The 17,966-nt window shown below is 47.7% G+C and carries 21 protein-coding genes and 1 CRISPR repeat array; of the genes, 18 read left to right on the forward strand and 3 right to left on the reverse strand.

The features are described 5' to 3' along the window. Positions 1-10: 10 nt before the first annotated feature. From cas8c to EXIG_RS01020, 6 genes are all read left to right on the forward strand, one after another. Positions 11-1,876, forward strand: coding sequence for a type I-C CRISPR-associated protein Cas8c/Csd1 (cas8c, locus tag EXIG_RS00995; RefSeq protein ID WP_012369061.1), 1,866 nt, complete (start codon positions 11-13; stop codon positions 1,874-1,876). After that, positions 1,873-2,730 (forward strand): type I-C CRISPR-associated protein Cas7/Csd2, encoded by an 858-nt coding sequence (cas7c, locus tag EXIG_RS01000; protein WP_012369062.1) that lies wholly within the window; start codon positions 1,873-1,875, stop codon positions 2,728-2,730. The genes cas8c and cas7c overlap by 4 nt, the downstream gene beginning before the upstream one ends. Then, complete coding sequence (gene cas4 / locus EXIG_RS01005; RefSeq protein ID WP_012369063.1) at positions 2,720-3,382, forward strand: CRISPR-associated protein Cas4; 663 nt, start codon at positions 2,720-2,722, stop codon at positions 3,380-3,382. Before cas7c ends, cas4 begins: the two co-directional genes overlap by 11 nt. Then, complete coding sequence (gene cas1c / locus EXIG_RS01010; protein WP_012369064.1) at positions 3,379-4,410, forward strand: type I-C CRISPR-associated endonuclease Cas1c; 1,032 nt, start codon at positions 3,379-3,381, stop codon at positions 4,408-4,410. Before cas4 ends, cas1c begins: the two co-directional genes overlap by 4 nt. Positions 4,411-4,423: 13 nt before the next feature. Continuing rightward, positions 4,424-4,714: a CRISPR-associated endonuclease Cas2 gene (gene cas2 / locus EXIG_RS01015; protein ID WP_012369065.1), complete on the forward strand. Its 291-nt coding sequence runs from the start codon at positions 4,424-4,426 to the stop codon at positions 4,712-4,714. 180 nt (positions 4,715-4,894) lie between these two features. Next, positions 4,895-5,913: a CRISPR direct-repeat array (repeat unit 32 nt; unit sequence GTCGCACTCCTCGTGAGTGCGTGGATTGAAAT). 204 nt (positions 5,914-6,117) lie between these two features. Then, positions 6,118-7,110, forward strand: coding sequence for an NAD(P)/FAD-dependent oxidoreductase (locus tag EXIG_RS01020; RefSeq protein ID WP_012369066.1), 993 nt, complete (start codon positions 6,118-6,120; stop codon positions 7,108-7,110). Positions 7,111-7,156: 46 nt separating this feature from the next. Here EXIG_RS01020 and EXIG_RS01025 read toward each other — a convergent pair whose 3' ends face one another. Continuing rightward, the gene (locus EXIG_RS01025; protein ID WP_012369067.1) at positions 7,157-7,504 is read right to left on the reverse strand and encodes a winged helix-turn-helix transcriptional regulator; all 348 of its coding nucleotides are present in this window, start codon (positions 7,502-7,504) and stop codon (positions 7,157-7,159) included. A 125-nt stretch (positions 7,505-7,629) separates the two neighbouring features. Here EXIG_RS01025 and EXIG_RS01030 point away from each other — a divergent pair, with 125 nt between their 5' ends. The 11 genes from EXIG_RS01030 (at position 7,630) to EXIG_RS01080 (ending at position 15,467) form a co-directional block, all read left to right on the forward strand. Next, a complete protein-coding gene (locus tag EXIG_RS01030) occupies positions 7,630-8,487 on the forward strand; it encodes an SDR family oxidoreductase (RefSeq protein WP_012369068.1) in 858 nt (285 codons plus the stop codon). Positions 8,488-8,560: 73 nt separating this feature from the next. Beyond that, a complete protein-coding gene (locus EXIG_RS01035; RefSeq protein WP_012369069.1) occupies positions 8,561-9,412 on the forward strand; it encodes a PPK2 family polyphosphate kinase in 852 nt (283 codons plus the stop codon). A 149-nt stretch (positions 9,413-9,561) separates the two neighbouring features. Then, entirely contained in the window at positions 9,562-9,900 is a 339-nt protein-coding gene (locus EXIG_RS01040; RefSeq protein ID WP_012369070.1) for a zinc ribbon domain-containing protein YjdM, read from the forward strand. Positions 9,901-10,038: 138 nt separating this feature from the next. Next, positions 10,039-10,464, forward strand: a complete 426-nt coding sequence (locus EXIG_RS01045; RefSeq protein WP_012369071.1) for a DMT family transporter — start codon at positions 10,039-10,041, stop codon at positions 10,462-10,464. 12 nt (positions 10,465-10,476) lie between these two features. Beyond that, complete coding sequence (locus tag EXIG_RS01050; RefSeq protein ID WP_012369072.1) at positions 10,477-11,145, forward strand: Crp/Fnr family transcriptional regulator; 669 nt, start codon at positions 10,477-10,479, stop codon at positions 11,143-11,145. Positions 11,146-11,157: 12 nt separating this feature from the next. Then, positions 11,158-11,628 carry a DMT family transporter gene (locus EXIG_RS01055; protein WP_012369073.1) on the forward strand — a complete coding sequence of 157 codons (471 nt, stop codon included), beginning with the start codon at positions 11,158-11,160 and terminating at the stop codon, positions 11,626-11,628. 3 nt (positions 11,629-11,631) lie between these two features. Next, positions 11,632-12,345, forward strand: coding sequence for a YjjG family noncanonical pyrimidine nucleotidase (locus tag EXIG_RS01060; protein ID WP_012369074.1), 714 nt, complete (start codon positions 11,632-11,634; stop codon positions 12,343-12,345). 158 nt (positions 12,346-12,503) lie between these two features. Further along, on the forward strand, positions 12,504-12,944 hold the full coding sequence (locus tag EXIG_RS01065) for a GNAT family N-acetyltransferase (RefSeq protein WP_012369075.1): 441 nt from the start codon (positions 12,504-12,506) through the stop codon (positions 12,942-12,944). 104 nt (positions 12,945-13,048) lie between these two features. Then, entirely contained in the window at positions 13,049-13,594 is a 546-nt protein-coding gene (locus EXIG_RS01070; protein ID WP_012369076.1) for a sigma-70 family RNA polymerase sigma factor, read from the forward strand. Continuing rightward, positions 13,563-14,924: a DUF4179 domain-containing protein gene (locus EXIG_RS01075; RefSeq protein WP_012369077.1), complete on the forward strand. Its 1,362-nt coding sequence runs from the start codon at positions 13,563-13,565 to the stop codon at positions 14,922-14,924. The genes EXIG_RS01070 and EXIG_RS01075 overlap by 32 nt, the downstream gene beginning before the upstream one ends. A 63-nt stretch (positions 14,925-14,987) precedes the next feature. Then, on the forward strand, positions 14,988-15,467 hold the full coding sequence (locus EXIG_RS01080; RefSeq protein ID WP_012369078.1) for a GNAT family N-acetyltransferase: 480 nt from the start codon (positions 14,988-14,990) through the stop codon (positions 15,465-15,467). Between the two features lie 54 nt (positions 15,468-15,521). On the opposite strand, the gene EXIG_RS01085 is transcribed toward EXIG_RS01080, so the two are convergent. Further along, positions 15,522-16,079: a hypothetical protein gene (locus EXIG_RS01085; RefSeq protein WP_012369079.1), complete on the reverse strand. Its 558-nt coding sequence runs from the start codon at positions 16,077-16,079 to the stop codon at positions 15,522-15,524. A gap of 77 nt (positions 16,080-16,156) precedes the next feature. Then, positions 16,157-16,759 (reverse strand): hypothetical protein, encoded by a 603-nt coding sequence (locus EXIG_RS01090; protein WP_012369080.1) that lies wholly within the window; start codon positions 16,757-16,759, stop codon positions 16,157-16,159. Positions 16,760-16,880: 121 nt separating this feature from the next. Here EXIG_RS01090 and EXIG_RS01095 point away from each other — a divergent pair, with 121 nt between their 5' ends. After that, complete coding sequence (locus EXIG_RS01095; RefSeq protein WP_012369081.1) at positions 16,881-17,933, forward strand: YcjF family protein; 1,053 nt, start codon at positions 16,881-16,883, stop codon at positions 17,931-17,933. Positions 17,934-17,966 lie beyond the last annotated feature (33 nt).

Here is a 17,966-nt window from a genome sequence, read left to right on the forward strand (position 1 = left end):
GGTGAGGTCAATGAGTGTTTGGAAACAGTTATACGATACGTACGAAATGAACTTGAAGCATGTCGGTCAGTTTGAAAGCCGTTGGGAAGGACAGGACTTCACACTGCTTCCACTTTCGCATACGACGCAAACTGCACATGTGACGGTAACAGTAACGCTGGACGGAGATTTTCATTCGGCGACAGTCATCGAAAAAGGGCATGGAAATACGTTGATTCCGTGTACGGAAGACTCTGCGAATCGTGCAGGGAGTGTCGTTGCCCCGTATCCGTTGCACGACAAATTGGCATATGTCGCAGGCGATTTCTTGAAGTATGGTGGTGTTTATAAAGGTGAGAACGCACACCATGCTTATCTTAGCCAACTCAAAGCCTGGGTTGAAACAGCTCCATATGATCCACTCGAGAGCATTTATTGTTATGTTCAGAAAGGTCAGTTGATCGAGGATTTGATTCAAGAGGGTATTTTTTCTGCTACTGGGAGTGGTGAACTCCGCTGGACATGGAAGGAGGCAGGGGACAAGCCGCCGATTTATGGACTTGTCACTGGTGGACTCGAAGGGACATTTGTCCGTTTTCAGGTACGTTCAACGGAAGGCGTGCAGCGACAACCTTGGCGGGATAAGGCATTCTTTGATTCATTCATTACGTTTTATGGAACACGTCCAGGAAAGGAGGGCCTTTGTTTTGTAACTGGTAAACAAGAACGGTTATCTTCGAAACACACAAATAAGATTCGAAATTCAGGGGATAAAGCAAAGCTCATTTCTGCGAACGATAGCTCTGGATTTACATTTCGAGGGCGGTTTGATAAACCGGACGAAGCTGCAAGTATTAGCTATCAAGCCTCGCAAAAAGCACATAACGCATTAAAATGGCTCATCCAGCGACAAGGTCGTAGTATCGACCAGCGTGTGTTCTTGATTTGGGGAAATCAACAACCGAGTCTACCGAATCCACTCGAGAATACGTTATCACTTGCACAACTCTTTGGCGAAAAAGAGGAACTCATCTCACATACGGTTCAAGAAGGAGCTCTTGCCTTTTCGGATGCATTACTCGGATTTAAGCGGCGGTTACCGAAACAAGAGGTGAATATTTTGACACTCGATGCAGCGACGACAGGACGAATGGCAATTCTGTATTACCGGACGTTTGATCAAGAGACGTACTTCAAACGATTAGAACAATGGCACACGAAGTATCCGTGGGAATATATCTACCAAGATGCAGATAAAAAGCGTCAAGTGTACATCGGTGCTCCTTCTTTAAAAGATATCGCACTGATGACCTATGGTACGCGAGGAAATGAAAAATTAATCAAAGCGACCGTCGAGCGTTTGTTATCTTGTGTCATCGATGAACGGCGTGTCCCGATGGATATTATCCGTTGTCTCACACAACGCGCATCGAATCCTGTGGGGATGGATCACTGGGAGTGGGAGAAGACGCTTAGTATTGCTTGCGGCATGGTCAATAAAAAGGAGGAGATGACAGTGTCATTGGATCAAGAAATAAACGATCGAGATTATTTATTTGGTAGATTGCTTGCGCTTGCTGACTATTTGGAACGTCGAGCGTTAGGACAGGACAACCGGGCGACAAATGCGATTCGTTATATGAACGCCTTTTCTCAAAATCCAGCAAGAACGTGGATGACTATTCAAAGCGCTCTGCAACCCTACCAAGCGAAGCTCGGCGGAAAAGTGTTGTTCATTAACCGTCAAATCGATGAGATAGGTTCACGCCTGACAATCGAACAATTTACTAACAAGCCGCTATCTGGTAAGTACCTGCTAGGTTTTTATAGCCAACGGCACGAACTGTATCAAAAACGTGAAGAGACATTTGACAAAGAGGAGCGTGGCGAAGCATGACAACATTAGACCGGAAAATTGATTTTACTGTAATTTTATCTGTTACAAAGGCCAACCCGAACGGAGATCCATTGAATGGAAATCGCCCTCGCCAAAATTATGATGGTTATGGTGAGATTTCAGACGTCGCAATCAAGCGGAAGATTCGCAATCGTTTACAAGACATGGGCGAATCCATTTTTGTACAATCCAATGATCGGAATCTTGATGGATATGCGAGTTTGCGTGATCGTGCTGAAGCGAACGATACAATCAAAAAATTGATGAAAACGAAGAATGCAAGCGACCAGGTTGCGGCAGAAGCATGTGCGACATGGATGGATGTTCGTGCATTTGGTCAAGTCTTTGCGTTCAAAGGCGATAAAGCAGGTGGTGTTTCAGTCGGTGTACGTGGTCCTGTCTCGATTCATACAGCGACAAGTGTCGCACCGATTGACGTGACGAGCATGCAGATTACGAAAAGTGTTAATTCTGAGAGTGGGAAGGAACGAGGATCAGATACGATGGGGATGAAGCATCGTGTTGACCATGGCGTTTATGTTTTCAATGGAAGCATCAATACACAGTTGGCTGAAAAAACGAATTTCACGCAAGAGGATGCTGAAAAATTTAAGCTGGCTCTCGTATCATTGTTTGAAAACGATGCGTCATCGGCACGTCCAGAAGGTAGTATGGAAGTGCACAAAGTCTATTGGTGGGAACATGACTCGAAATTAGGTCGTTTTTCTTCAGCAAAAGTGCACCGAGCGGTTAGTGTTCAGGCGTTGACGGATGAACCGAAAAGTTTTTTGGACTATGAGATTAAAGTGGACGCACTTGAAGGATTTACTCCGGAAATATTAGATGGACTATAAGCGATACGACGATACGTATCTTTTACTATCGGGTATTCAACACTTTCAATTTTGTCCGAGACAGTGGACATTGATTCATATCGAACAGCAATGGGTCGAAAATGTAAGGACAATCGAGGGACAGGCACTTCACCAAAAGGCAGATGATCCATTTCAACGAGAAAAACGGAAAGAAAAATTGATTGTCCGAGGGATGGCGATTAAATCCGAACAACTGAACATTAGTGGACAGTGTGATGTCGTTGAATTTATCGAGGATGCGTCAGGTGTTCCGATTCACGGGACACCTGGAACATTTATTCCTGTACCTGTTGAATATAAAAGAGGAAAACCGAAAGTAAATCCAGCAGACGAATTACAGCTTGCTGCCCAAGCGATGTGTTTAGAAGAAATGTTACTTTGCGCTGTACCGATCGGTTACTTATATTATCACGAGACCAAGCATCGACATCCTATTCCGATTACAAAAGAATTAAGAGATTTGGTTTTAGCGACGGTTACGAAGATGAATGATTATTATAGTCGCCGTCATACACCACGAGCAAAAATTGGACCACATTGTAAGAGTTGTTCACTACAAGAGATTTGTCTCCCACGCCTAACAGAACGAGAGAGCGTCGCAGATTATATGAACAGGAGGTTGTGGGAGTGAAAAAGCTTCTGAACACATTGTTTATCAATCAGTCTGACTCTTACCTAGCACTTGATGGAGGAAATGTCCTCGTTAAAGCGGACGGCCAAGTTCTGGGTAGAGTTCCTTTGCATAATCTAGAAGGAATCGTCGCATTTGGTTATACAGGAGCAAGTCCTGCTTTGATGGGGCATTGTGCAGAAAACGGCATAGCGCTGACGTTTATGACGAAAAATGGTCGGTTTTTAGCGCGTGTCATTGGAGAAAGTAGAGGAAACGTTGTTTTGCGAAAAACACAATACCGACGCTCGGATGATGAAGTTGCATCGGCACGGCTCGCGAAAAACTTCATCCTAGGGAAACTCTATAATCAAAAGTGGATGCTAGAACGAATGACGCGTGATTATCCGTTGCGTCTTGATGTCGAACGGTTCAAAACAACTTCTCAAGATATGACGGAAACGATGCGTGAAATCCAAGTCTGCGAAAATCTCGAACGTTTAAGGGGATTAGAAGGAACGATTGCTGTTCGGTACAACCGATTGTTTGATTCGATGATCCTACAACAGAAAGAAGATTTTCACTTCAAAGGAAGAACCCGTCGTCCACCGCTAGATCGAGTTAACGCGATGTTATCATTCGCGTATAGCTTACTCGCGCGTGATGTAAGTGCAGCACTAGAAGCAGTCGGACTTGACGCGTATGTTGGGTTTTTACATCGTGAACGTCCAGGACGGGCATCACTTGCTCTCGATGTGATGGAAGAACTGCGTGGTATCTATGCGGATCGTTTTGTTCTCTCTTTGATCAATAAAAAAGTCATTCAAGGAAAAGACTTTTTACAAAAAGAGAACGGAGCAGTTATCATGACAGAGGAGGGAAGAAAAACCTTTTTAACAGCATGGCAAAAAAAGAAACAAGAAACGATTCAGCATCCTTACTTAAAGGAAAAAATGATGTGGGGTTTGGTTCCATATGAACAAGCGTTACTTCTCGCCCGACATCTCAGAGACGATTTGGAAGCATATCCACCGTTCCTCTATAAATGAAGGAGGGAATATCGTGTTGGTTCTTATTACGTATGATGTCAATACCGTCTCCCCGGGTGGTAAAAAACGACTACGGCACGTAGCTAAACTATGCCAACGTTATGGGCAACGTGTTCAAAATAGTGTCTTTGAGTGTATCGTCGATCAAACAGAATTTATGTTGTTGAAACTTCGTTTGAAGGAAATCATCAATCACGAACGTGACAGCTTACGCTTCTATAAACTAGGGAATCAATATATATCGAAAGTCGAGCATTATGGAATAAAATCTTCTTTAGATGTAGAAGGACCTCTGATTTTTTAAAAAAGTCGATAGGTGCGAATGTGAAGTACACATGAATTCGTAGTTCGATTCGCACCTGTTTTTCTATTTAAGAATAAAAAAATTAGATGATTAAAGTCGAAAAAACACTATTTTTCGACTTTAGAAGAACGTATATTCGCTAAAAATGAATTCATAGCTGTTTTTATGACCATTTTAGCTGTCGCACTCCTCGTGAGTGCGTGGATTGAAATTTTTTGGCATAGACGCCATCTAGCGTGAGTTTAGTCGCACTCCTCGTGAGTGCGTGGATTGAAATTATTCGGCGTTGCATAAAGGCGCGATGGAGACGAGTCGCACTCCTCGTGAGTGCGTGGATTGAAATTCCGTTGCTTTTTCCACCCTTTGAGGTGTCATAGTCGCACTCCTCGTGAGTGCGTGGATTGAAATACCGACGCATCTTCTATGATGTCCGAGGAAATCGTCGCACTCCTCGTGAGTGCGTGGATTGAAATTGCATACCAATGACCGCCGTCAATTTCGATATTTGTCGCACTCCTCGTGAGTGCGTGGATTGAAATAAGAATCGCAAGAAGACGCGCAAGGAAAAAGTACACGTCGCACTCCTCGTGAGTGCGTGGATTGAAATACATATATGATGTGTTTGATACAACCGGCGTGAGTCGCACTCCTCGTGAGTGCGTGGATTGAAATACGTTTGAAGGATTTAAAATCACACGTACAGTAGAGTCGCACTCCTCGTGAGTGCGTGGATTGAAATTTCTGTAAATAAGGGTAATCCATCTTGACTAAAAGTCGCACTCCTCGTGAGTGCGTGGATTGAAATATTGTCTGCCAAGCAACGGATCAACTGCCATTGCAGTCGCACTCCTCGTGAGTGCGTGGATTGAAATAACTGGGAAACATCTCAAAAGAACGGGCGCAAAAGTCGCACTCCTCGTGAGTGCGTGGATTGAAATCCAACGCTCCTGCTGCAACTCACCCGTGATACCGGTCGCACTCCTCGTGAGTGCGTGGATTGAAATTTCCATCAACCGCAGGCGACGTTCTGGATCAAGGTCGCACTCCTCGTGAGTGCGTGGATTGAAATGCGCACGACGGGACAAAAGGAAATGTCATGGTCGTCGCACTCCTCGTGAGTGCGTGGATTGAAATCGCTTCAAACGGTTGCCGTGTATCGCGTGTGATGTCGCACTCCTTATGAGTGCGTGGATTGAAATCTCAAATACTAAGAGGAATCCATACTGGTTCTGAAGTTGTATTCCACGTGATGAATAGAGTAAAATCATCGTATTTTGTCCAGTGATCAAAGTGATTTGGTTTGCATTTTTTACTAAAGCATATTCGAAGAACGTTAAAAGACGTTGTTTGACGTGCGAACCGCTATACTTGTGGAAATGCAGCAAGTAGAGGGGGAAGTTCGGATGGAACAACAAAAACGGATTGGGATTATCGGCGGCGGACTCGCGGGCGTATTTGCAGCCCGGCAATTGATGACGGAAGGTTATGCGGTCGAGATCATCGAAAAAAGCCAGAGTGTCGGGGGACGGATGGCAACGAGACGGATTGACGAGGGGACAGCGGATCATGGAGCCGTCTTCTTTACGGTCCGGACGGACGAGTTGGCGCAGGAAGTCGACGAATGGCTAGAGCAAGGTTTGGTCCGAAAATGGTTCGGGGATGATTTTCCGCGGTATGTCGCGGTCAACGGGATGAATCAGCTCGTCCAGTCAATTGCCCGCGGGATTCCTGTTCATTTAAATGAACAGGTCGAACGGATTTTGGCAGAAGGACCGGCTCTTCAGACTACGGCAGCGGCAGAAACACGGACGTATGATGCGATTCTGCTGACGGCCCCGGTTCCGCAAGCCTATGACCTGCTCTCAGCTTCACCGTTAATGCTGGTGGAATCCGATCACGCCCATCTCGGGAAAGTGACGTTTGAGCCGACGTTCGTCGGATTGTTTGAACTGGAAAAATCGCCCGACCTCGGGGAAATCGGTCTGCTCGACGACGGTCTTGTATCCGGAATGCTGAAAATCGTTAACAATGCGCAAAAAGAAGTGTCGGCGACACCGCTCCTGAGTGTCTACATGACCGGCGACTGGAGCGAGGTGTGGTACGACAAAGGAGAAGACGAGACACTGGCGGAAATCGAACGGCTGTTGCAGGAACAACTCGGACCGGTCCAATTAGTTTCCAAGCAACTGAAGCGTTGGCGATATGCGCAGGCACGTGACGTCTTCCGCACGCCTTATCTGAAACTTGAGCAGCATCCGCTCTGGCTGGCCGGTGATGCGTTCCTTGATCCGAAAGACACGTCCGGTCGGACACGGGTCGAAAGTGCCGTCATTTCCGGGTTGCGTGTTGCGTCAGCCATGGATACACACTTTAAAGCAGTCCTGACAGAACAGTGAGTGAAAAAGAGCGATTTCCGTTAGTGGAAGTCGCTCTTTTTGATGATTACGATTCAGGTGGAAAATGCTGATTACTCCAAGCCGCCATCTGATCGAGGATCGGCAGAAAACTGTGTCCGATTTCTGTTAAGGAATATTCAACTTTCGGCGGGATTTCCCGGTAGACTCTCCGGTTGATCATGCTGTCGGCCTCAAGTTCACGCAACTGTCGGGTTAAGATGCCTTTTGAAATCCCGGGCAAGAGCTGTTCGAGTTCATGAAATCGTTTTGTTCCGGTACTGAGATGCCAAAGTAAGACGATTTTCCACTTACCGGCCATGATGGTCTGGGCTCGGGTTACAGGGCACGCCGTTCGCTGGGAAAGAGGGGAGTCAGTTGTCGAAGCTGGATTCATCGGGAATTCCTCCTATAGTTCGGTTTGTATGACTTGGTATCGAAAAAGTGCCTACTTTTAACAGTGTACCACCTGTAATACAATTGGATACAGGTGGAAACTTATTAAAAAAGGAGCTTACGTCCATGAAATTACTTGTAACCGGTGCAACCGGAAAATTAGGAACAAAGATTGTCGAGCACCTCTTAACGAAAATCGAAGCGGAGAATGTAATCGTCAGTGTTCGTGACCCTAAAAAAGCAAACGAGCTGGCTTCACGCGGTATTGAAGTCCGTCACGGCGATTTTGATGAGCCGGATACGTTACAACAGGCTTTCGCAGGCGTCGACCGGCTTTTGATTATTTCGACTGACGGCGAAGAAGCGACACGAATCCGTCAACATACGGCAGCTGTCGAGGCAGCTAAAGCAGCGGGAGTCGGCTTGATTGCTTACACGAGTATCGCCAACGCGGAAGCCAGTCAAAACTTCTTGGCCCGCACCCATCAGGTGACAGAACAGTTGATTCGCGAAACGGGAATTCCGTTCCTGTTCTTCCGTAATAACTGGTATTTGGAAAACGAACAGTCGACGATCGATGCCGTCCGTGCCGGACAAGACTGGTTGACGAGCGCCGGAAACGGCACAGTTGGTTGGGCGCTCCAGGAAGATTATGCGGAAGCCATCGCGACTGTCTTAGTCGATCCGAAACCGACGAAATCAATTTATGAACTGTCGGGACCTCTGCACACACAACAAGATATCGCAGAAGCACTCGGACAGGTTCTCGGGCGCCCGGTACAGGTGAAGCAAGTCGACAGCGCGACTTATACGGCGATCATGCAACAAGCGGGAGTTCCGGAATTTTTGCTGCCGATGTTACAGGCGATTCAAGAAGGTATTGCGGCCGGAACGCTGGCAGTTGAGAGTCAGGATTTTGAACATATCCTGGACCGGCCACCGGTTTCACTCGAAGACGGCTTGCGGCAACTTGTCCAAAGATAAGTTCATCTGAACGTTTCTTCTTGAGGTACTTTGGGTAAATATTCCTTAAGTACTTAAAACGAGGGGGATTACTATGGACATAAAAAAATACCGTGTAACACCGGGCGAATCGATTCATTTGTCGGATTATCCGACGTCAGATGAAAACCGTATTGCAGAGGATGAGTTACTGGATCAGCACATCCCGAAAAGTGTCGAGGAACTAAAGGAACTCCACTGGCGTCTGCATGCCGAAGAGAAAAACGGCGTTCTTGTCATCCTGCAAGCGATTGATGCCGGCGGAAAAGATGAAGCCATCAGCTATATCTTCTCGAATCTCAACGCCCAAGGCCTGCGGACACTGTCCGTCAAAAAACCGTCAGATACGGAGAAAAAGCATGATTATCTCTGGCGGATTCACGAAGGCTTGCCGGAAAAAGGCGAAGTCGGCATTTTGAACCGGTCGTATTACGAAGAAGTTATCGCACCACGGATTCATGACCTGCTCGAAGAAGAGGAAGTACCGGACGATCAAGACGTTTGGAAGATGCGTTACCGCCAAATCAATGACTTTGAACGTTATCTCGTCGAGAACGGTTTCCGCGTCGTCAAGTTTCTGTTTAACGTCTCAAAAGACGAGCAGAAAAAACGATTGCTTGAACGGATCAAAGATCCGAAGAAAAACTTTGAGTTTTCGTTCAGTGACGTCGAAGAGCGGGAGCACTGGGACGAATACCAGGACATCTTTGCCGAGCTTGTCTCGCACACGTCAACGGAACACGCGCCGTGGCATGTCCTGCCGGCCGATGACGAATGGTTCACCCGTTACATCGTGACAGAGGTCATGAATGACGTCCTGCGTGAAATCGATCCGCAGTATCCGAAGCTGACGGACGAGGATCAGGAAAAACTCGATGAAGCGATTAAAAAGCTGGAAAACGAATAAGAATAAGCGGCTGACAGAACTGTCAGTTCTCAAATGAAGGGGACAGATTTTACGATCTGTCTCCTTTATTGTGCTGAAAAATGGATTCCTTTTTAAAGATCGCTGTTATAATCAAGTGGAAGAATCGATCAAGTACTGGAGGAATCAGCATGAATGAATACCCGAATTGTCCGAAATGTGGCTCAGCGTATACATATGAAGACGGGAATGTATTCGTGTGTCCGGAATGTGCCCATGAATGGACGGCAGCCGATGCAGAAGTGGCGGAAGAAGCCACTGTCATCCGGGATGCGAACGGGAACGTATTAAACGATGGTGATACAATTACGGTCATTAAAGACTTAAAAGTGAAGGGCACGTCGCTTGTCGTCAAACAAGGGACCCGTGTCAAAGGAATCCGTCTCGTCGACGGGGATCATGACATCGATTGCAAGATTGATGGACTCGGTGCGATGAAGTTGAAGTCGGAGTTCGTTAAGAAAATCTAAGCCTACACCGCCCGTCTGACGACGAGGCGGTTTTTCATGGATAAAGGGATGGGTTTTCATTCAGGACAAATGTCCTTTATCATTCAGGAAGACTTCGTTTAAATGAAGAGAGGAAAATAGAAGAGAGGAGGAACCAGTATGCGTGGAATTTTATTTGCAATCAGCGGCGGTTTTTTTCTGACCCTGCAAAGCGTCGCGAACGCCCGGATCAGTAATGGTATCGGCACTTGGCAAGCAGCGACACTGACACAGATGACCGGTTTTGTCGTTGCTTTATTAATCACTTTGATTTTGCGCGATCGGACGTTCCGGCAGATGAAGGACGTGAAGGTATTGTATCTATCCGGTGGGGCTCTGGCCGCTGCCGTCCTGTTCAGTAACATGACAGCCGTCCATCTAATGGGTGTGACGCTGACGATTTCGTTATTCCTGATTGCCCAGCTCGGACTGGCACTGGTGATTGATTGGAACGGTTGGTTCGGGATGATTAAACGGCGCCTGCAGTTGCCGCAAGTAATCGGGATTTTAATGATGATCGGCGGCGTGCTGATCTTAAAGTGGTAAGGGGGAAAGAACGTGGAACAAGCACAACTGGATGAATATTTGGACCGGTTTCAGTTGACGGACGTCTTTGCCGGCGGATTACGGGAGCATTTACAACCGGTCGCTTTTCAAGCCGGAGACTGGCTGTGCCGTCAAGGCGACGCGGCGGACCGGATGTACTTGTTGCTCGAAGGGAAGCTGAAGATTACCCATATGTCAGCGACCGGAAAACGGCTTGTCTTATCCTTTAAGCATCCGTTTGATCTGGTCGGCGATATCGAATACGTCCGCCGGACCCCGTTGATGAATACGGTCGAAGCGGTCACGCCGGTCAAAGCCGTCAGCATCTCCTATGCGGCACTCGAGCAAAAGGGTGCTGACAATCCGGCATTGCTCCGGTTTTTACTTGAGACGATTACGATGAAATTTGAGCTGAAATCACACTCGATGAGCTTTAATCTGCTGTATCCGGTTGAGGTCCGGCTCGCCAGTTATCTCTTATCGATGACACCGGAAACACCGACGTTACCGGTCAGCGATCTGGTTGATGCGGCGGATCTGATCGGAACAAGTTACCGTCACCTGAATCGTGTCCTGCGTCAGTTCAGTCAGGATAATCTGATTGAACGGACGAACCGGACGATTACGATTATCGACCGGGAGGGTTTGACGGAACGGGTCGGCGAAAGTATCTATGAGTAAGGAGGAAACAAGATGACACTTGGAATAGTTCTGGCCTTATTCGGCGGGATGATGGTCTGTATTCAAAATACGTTTAATGCCAAGGTCAAGGAACAGGTCGGGGCATGGGCGACAACGACGCTTGTCCTCGGACTCGGATTCCTGGCGTCGCTGACAATCGGACTGCTTGTTGAAGGTGGCGGTCTTTTTTCGACGAGTGGGATGCAACCGTGGTTTTGGTTCAGCGGCATCATCGGAGTCGGCGTCGTTTTGTGCGTAACGCAAGGGGTGCAACAGCTCGGACCAAGTTACGCAATCTCGATCGTCATGGTCTCGCAAATCCTGTTTGCCTTGCTGTGGGATACACTCGGTTGGTTCGGACTCGATCAAGTCGCGTTCACCTGGACGAAAGCTGTCGGCGTCGTCCTGATTGGCGGCGGTGTTTTATTGTTCCAACTCGGCGGCAAATTGACCGAACGACGGATGTTACGAAAAGGAGCCTGACAGATGAACTACACGACATTGTTATTTGATATCGATCATACATTACTTGATTTTGATGCGACGGAACGCGCGGCCTTGCGGCAACTGTTTGAAGACGAGCAGCTCGAATGGACAGAAGAGCGGGAAGCCCGTTACCGGACAATCAACCGCTCCTTGTGGCAGGCACTTGAACGGGGCGAGATAACACGGCAGGAAGTGATCACATCACGGTTCGTGACGTTTTTTGCCGAGCAGGGCCGGACGGTCGACGGCAGTCGAATGGATACGCGTTACCGCGCGTACTTGAGTCAAGGGACGGAATTGATTGCAGGGGCAATCGAGTTGCTCGACTCACTCAAAGAGAAGTATCAGCTGTATGTCGTGACGAACGGTGTCGCAGCAACGCAACGGGCTCGGCTCAAAGGATCCGGTTTGGCTCCTTATTTTGACGGAATTTTTGTCTCGGAAGAAACCGGCTATCAAAAACCGATGCCAGCCTTTTTTGATTACGTGTTTGACCGAATCCCGAACGTGAGACGTGACCAGACGATAATTATCGGCGACTCGTTGACGGCAGATATTCAGGGCGGCATCTTGGCAGGCATTGCGACATGCTGGTTTAATCCTACTCATGCCGCGGCGCCGGCGGAACTGATGCCGACCTATACGATCAATCAGCTTAATCAGCTTGTGACGCTGCTTGGGACGAAAGAGGTAGTTTGGACAACCTCGAAATAAAATCTAAGTCATGAGATGGATTTAACATATCCTGGATACCATCCGATAATAATGAAAAGATTACGAAAGGAGGCGATCATGGTGAACATGACGCAAACAAAACAGGAAACGGGGCACGACGTGTAACCCGTTTTTCTTAAAAAAACGGGGGGATGGATATGCAGATTGAATTACGCCCAGTCACGAACGAGAACTGGGAAGCCTGCTGTGCGCTTGAATTGACGGCGGAACAACAGGGATTTATAGAACCGAACGTCTACTCGATTGCCCAGGCTGGTTTTGAGCCGGCGCTCGTCATGCGGGCGATTTATGCAGCGGATGAGTTAACCGGATTTTTGATGTACAATTCGGAACGGGAAGAACTGGACGGCTACTGGATTTACCGCTTGATGGTTGATCACCGCCATCAAGGGGCAGGAATCGGCCGGGAAGCAGTGCGGTTATTGCTTGCGGAAATGCAACAGCTTCCGCAAGCGGCGTGTATCGTCGTCGGTTACCATCCGGATAATCACGTGGCGCATCAGCTGTATGGACGACTCGGCTTTATCGATTACGGGGACCGGTTCGGCAAAGAGATGGCGGTCCGGTATACGTTTTAAGCCAAAAGATCTTAGCCCCGCTAAGGTCTTTTTTAGTGGAATGGATATTTTTTGAAACCTTTTCATACATTCGACGCTCTAATCAGTAAAAGGAGGGGAAGGAATTGGACTTACGAACAAAGCACACGGAGCTTGTCCGGCGCGCCATCAAGCAGGACGAGGCAGCATTTGAACAATTGATTCTCCTACATAATGAACAGCTCTACCGGACGGCCTACGTCTATGTTAAAAACGAGCAGGATGCGCTCGACGTCGTCCAGGAAACGGTCTACAAAGCCTTCATTTCCATTGGACAAGTCAAAGAACCCAAATACTTCGTGACCTGGCTGACGAAAATTCTGATTCGGAACTGTTACCGTGTTCTGAACCAACAGACAGCGGTAGCGGATCTCATTGAACAGATTCCGGTGAAGGAATCTTCACGGGAAGAACATCTCGACTTGATTGATGCGTTGTCGCACCTGCGAAAAGAATACCGGGATGTTTTGGTGCTCTTTTATTTTCACGATGTCCCGATGAAGGAGATTGCTTCGTTTATCGGCATCACCTTGAATACGGTCAAGACATACCTGAGACGTGGACGAGAAGAATTAAAAAAACAGTTGGGGGGACTCGATTATGTCGAAGCACGATCTTCAAAAGGAGTATGACCAGATTCCGGTACCGCAGGCCGCCTTACAGGAGCGGATTCGGCAGGGAATAAAGCAGGGGAAGCGCGAGCAACAAATCAAACGGCCGAAACGTCTGCGACGTCTGGTTGTTTCGACGGGACTGGCGGCATCACTGTTGATCACATCGACATTCGTCATCCCGTCCTTTGCGACGGCGATGGCAAAAGTACCGTTACTCGGTCAGATGTACCGACCGTTCCTTGAACAGGAAAATACCGGTACTGCGATTGGTCAAAAACAACTCGCGACCACCATCCACCAAGTCGCAAGTGATCAGGGAATTGATATCCAGGTCATCGATGCCTATTACGACGGGGCAACGATCGGGATGAACCTGATAGCAACCGTGGTCCCGGATGTGAAGCCAGAAATTCGGTCAGGGCTATATGAACTGTTTAAAGGAGATCAACGTTTTGCCGGGACGGAGACGAAAGAAGTGGTTCAGTTCAAGCAGGTCAAAGGGATATGGCAAGCACGAATTGAATATACACTCGGTGAAATTAAACTGCAGGATAAAATCCAGATTCCGGTCGTGTTGACAGACGTATTCGGCGTCCATGGAAACTGGACGTTCAACGTTCCGGTCAAGCGGCTTCCTGTCACTGAACAAGTTTACGGGACAACGGTCAAAAATCCGATATACCGGACAGATATCACGCTGAATCGGTTGATTCAGGGCAAAGGCAGCACCTCGTTCGACTACACGACTCGCTCGCCGAAAAAAGAACGCGCCCGTGTTGAGATGACGTTGCTCGATCAGTTCGGTAAGGAAATCATCCGTAACTGGACATGGTCGACTCAATCTGTCAAACGGACAAAAACGGCAACGGAAGCCGTCGAACAGTCACGGTTAATTCTCGGGAACTATGTGATTCCAAAAGGGAGCTATCTGTTGCAGCCTTCTTTGCGAATTGATTTAAAGACACAACCAATTCCGCTAACTAAGCCGTTACCATACCGCGAGCAGTCGGAAACGCATCCGCTCAAGATGGAAATCACATCGATTGAGACAACATCCGAGCAAGTCGTCGTTGAATTTTCAACGAATTCCCGCTCGTCTCAATTTGATACGAAGCTTGATATCCGTAACTCGATGTATTTACTGAAGGGAACAGAACCACCGGACGGTCGGGAAATCAAAGCAAAAGTCACGGTTCTCGATGCGGACAAACAGACGTTCCGGGCGACGTTCCAACTGCCGGAACCATCTGAACACACGCGGGAAGAATATTATCTCGAAACGGGTTACAGCAATACCCTCGTCAATACACCACTTGAATTACAACCGATTCCGTTTACGGTCGACTAACAGGAAAACCGGACCCGATGTCGAACTCCAAACGAATAGCAATTGAATAAGGAGTGGGAGAGTATGAACGTACGGGCAATGACCGCAACCGATTATCCGGAAGTCGGACGGATTTACCAACAGGGAATCGAAACCCAAAATGCGACATTTCGGACGGAAGTACCGCCGTTTGATTACTGGGATGCCCATCACCACAAGCACAGTCGGCTGGTAGCGGAAGAAGACGGAAAGTTGCTCGGATGGGTCGCAATCAGTCCGTTTTCGTCGATTCCCGCTTATCGAGGAGTCGCGGAAGTCAGTTTATACATTGACGAAAAGCTCCGCGGAAAAGGCGTCGGTACTGCATTGATGCAAGCTGTCATTGAAGCGAGTGAAGCAGCCGGCATCTGGACGCTGCATTCGCAAATCTTTCCGGAAAACACGGCCAGTCTGAAACTCCATCAACGGTTTGGTTTCCGGGAAGTCGGCCGGCGGGAACGGATCGGACAATTGGCCGGCGTCTGGCGGGATACGATTTTACTGGAGCGCAGAAGTCGGATCTAACAGCAGTTGTAAAAAGGGAAGGCGGATGTCAAATCCGTCTTCCTTTTTCGTTCATCAGTTTTGTTTTGTCAGAACGAAAGCAAAAACCTGTTCACCTTTTTTTACGGTAACGTTTTCGGGCCCCTGAATGTCATTAAACGGATTCGACGAGAGTTTTCCGTCTGCTGATAGTTGGCGGAGAAAAAGGACATTATAATCCGTGAGTGTGAACTCACTTGACGGATTTTGTGTGTTGACGGCATCCGGTTTAATCTTTAAGTCTTCATGCGCCCGGAAACTGCCTCCGTCCAAATTGGCACCGAAGCGGACGGATTTGCTTGAGGAAGATTGGACGATCCGCAACGTCGAGTCATAGGTTTTCGCGGGAATTTCCATATAAAAGAGCGTCCGTTCTTTATGATTGGGTAAGTACTCGATGCCTTTCAAAAGATATGGTTTCTTGAGTTTACCTTTCAAGTGAAAGGCCGCAATCTCCTGATCATTGATAGCAGCAAAAGCTTGTTCACCAGCTTTTAGTTTGAGCGGTGTCACCGTCACCGTTTCTTTTTGAGGTGCCAGGCAACCGCTGAGGGAGAAAGCAGTCAGTAAGCAGATCATCCAAAATTTTCTCATGGAAAAAACATCCTTTCTTAAAAGAATTACGGTAACAAACAAAAAACGTCTTGTCGAGAGACAAAACGCCAAACGCCTTACTTCTGATTTGATAGGACGATGCCGAAAATCCGTTCACCTTTTTTGAGCGGTACATCAGCCGGACGGGTCACTTCGTTTAAGTTAAAGCCACGGATTCCGTTCTTTGTTGTCATATGATACACCATCAGCAGGTTGTAAGGTGTAGCGGCAGAAGCACGCGAGCGGAAATCGGCTCCCCGGATCATGTAGTCATCCAGATGCTTGAAGGAATCGTCTCCTTGCACCGTTGTATCATCCACGTCCAAACCAAGATGAATTTTATCGTCCGAGAACGATTGACTGAAGCGGACTTGTGTATCGTATTTTTTAGGTTCGAGTTCGAGCGTAAAAAGGGTGCGTTCTTTTTTGTTCGGCAGATATTCGACTCCCTTAAGCCAGTGTGTAGTCTTTAACGTGCCCTTTAATTTAACGCTGCCGATTTGCTGATTACCGAGCGCCGCAAATTTTTCTTCGCCTTCCGTAATCTTTACGGGAGAAATGTTCAGGTTCGATGTATAGGCGGTTGATGCTGCTTTTTTCGTAGCCGGTTCCTGTGCCTGTTCTTGGTTACAGCCGGTCAAGACAAGAGCAGCAAATGATATGTAGAGCCATTTTTTCATAAAAAGCACCTCGTTTCAATTTTTGGTAACATTATCCATAATTAATCGTATCGCTTTTGTTGGATGATTTCAATGGAGAACGGGAAAAGACCGGGAGCAGGTATATTCAGGAGGGATAATCATGGACGATTTTTTTGGAGAAGGTCTTGAGACCAACGAACAGAAACGGAAACGAAAACTCGAAGAAGTATTTGACCAGTCGTTTGAGTCGGAACGGCGCGACTTTAATCAATCACTCGAACAGGAAGTAACCGTCGCCTTGATCGGAGACGTCAACGCGGGTAAATCTTCTACATTAAATGCGATTCTCGGTCGGGAAGTAGCGACCGTCGGGGCAAAGCCGGGGGAAACGACACGGATCGATCAAATCCGGCAACATCCGGAAGACAAGGTCGTTTTCGTTGATACACCGGGATTAAATGATGCAAACAGCCTGAACTCGGATACGACGTGGAAGTTTTATCAAAGTGCCGATGTTATTCTTTATTTCTTAAACGCCGCCGGGACCGTCTTATCGGAAACGGAGACCAAAAACTTCAAGAAGATTTATGCCCATAATAAAAACATCGTCATCGTCGTCACGAAAATCGATGCGACGAATGACCTCGCGACGATTCTGTCCCATATCGAGTTGCAGCTGCCGGGTCCGAAAGTCGTACCGGTCTCAGCACTGGACGGAACGAATATTGACCGCTTGCGGCGTGAGGTGCTCGACATCTTAAAAAAGTTCAACAAGGATAATCTGTTTGTTCGCGAGATCGATCCGGCGTTGCGGGGGAAAATTGCGAACAACTGGATTGTCGGAGCCGGTACGGCCGCCGGGGCAATCGGAGCTGTACCGTTTCCGGGAGCGGACATCATTCCGTTGACGTCGATTCAAATCGGACTGATGCTGAAACTGTCGAATCTGTATGAACGGAATCTCTCGAAAGAAAGTGCAAAAGAGTTACTGGTCGTGACGATTGTCGGCAACTCCGGAAAAACGGCATTCCGCCAACTGGCGAAGATGGTTCCGGGATATGGTGCCGTCATCGGAGCCGGCGTCGCCTCGACGGCAACACTCGCCCTCGGATACGGGACGAAATATGCTTATGAGAACAAACTGGAACTGACACCGGAAAGTCTGATGGGTTTCATTAAAAAATTCCGTAAGAAATCAGATGGAGCAAAATGACAGACGGATTTTCGAGTCCCTGTTATGCTGTAA

Origin of the sequence: Exiguobacterium artemiae 255-15 (genome assembly GCF_000019905.1) — a bacterium.
Classification (GTDB): domain Bacteria; phylum Bacillota; class Bacilli; order Exiguobacteriales; family Exiguobacteriaceae; genus Exiguobacterium_A; species Exiguobacterium_A artemiae.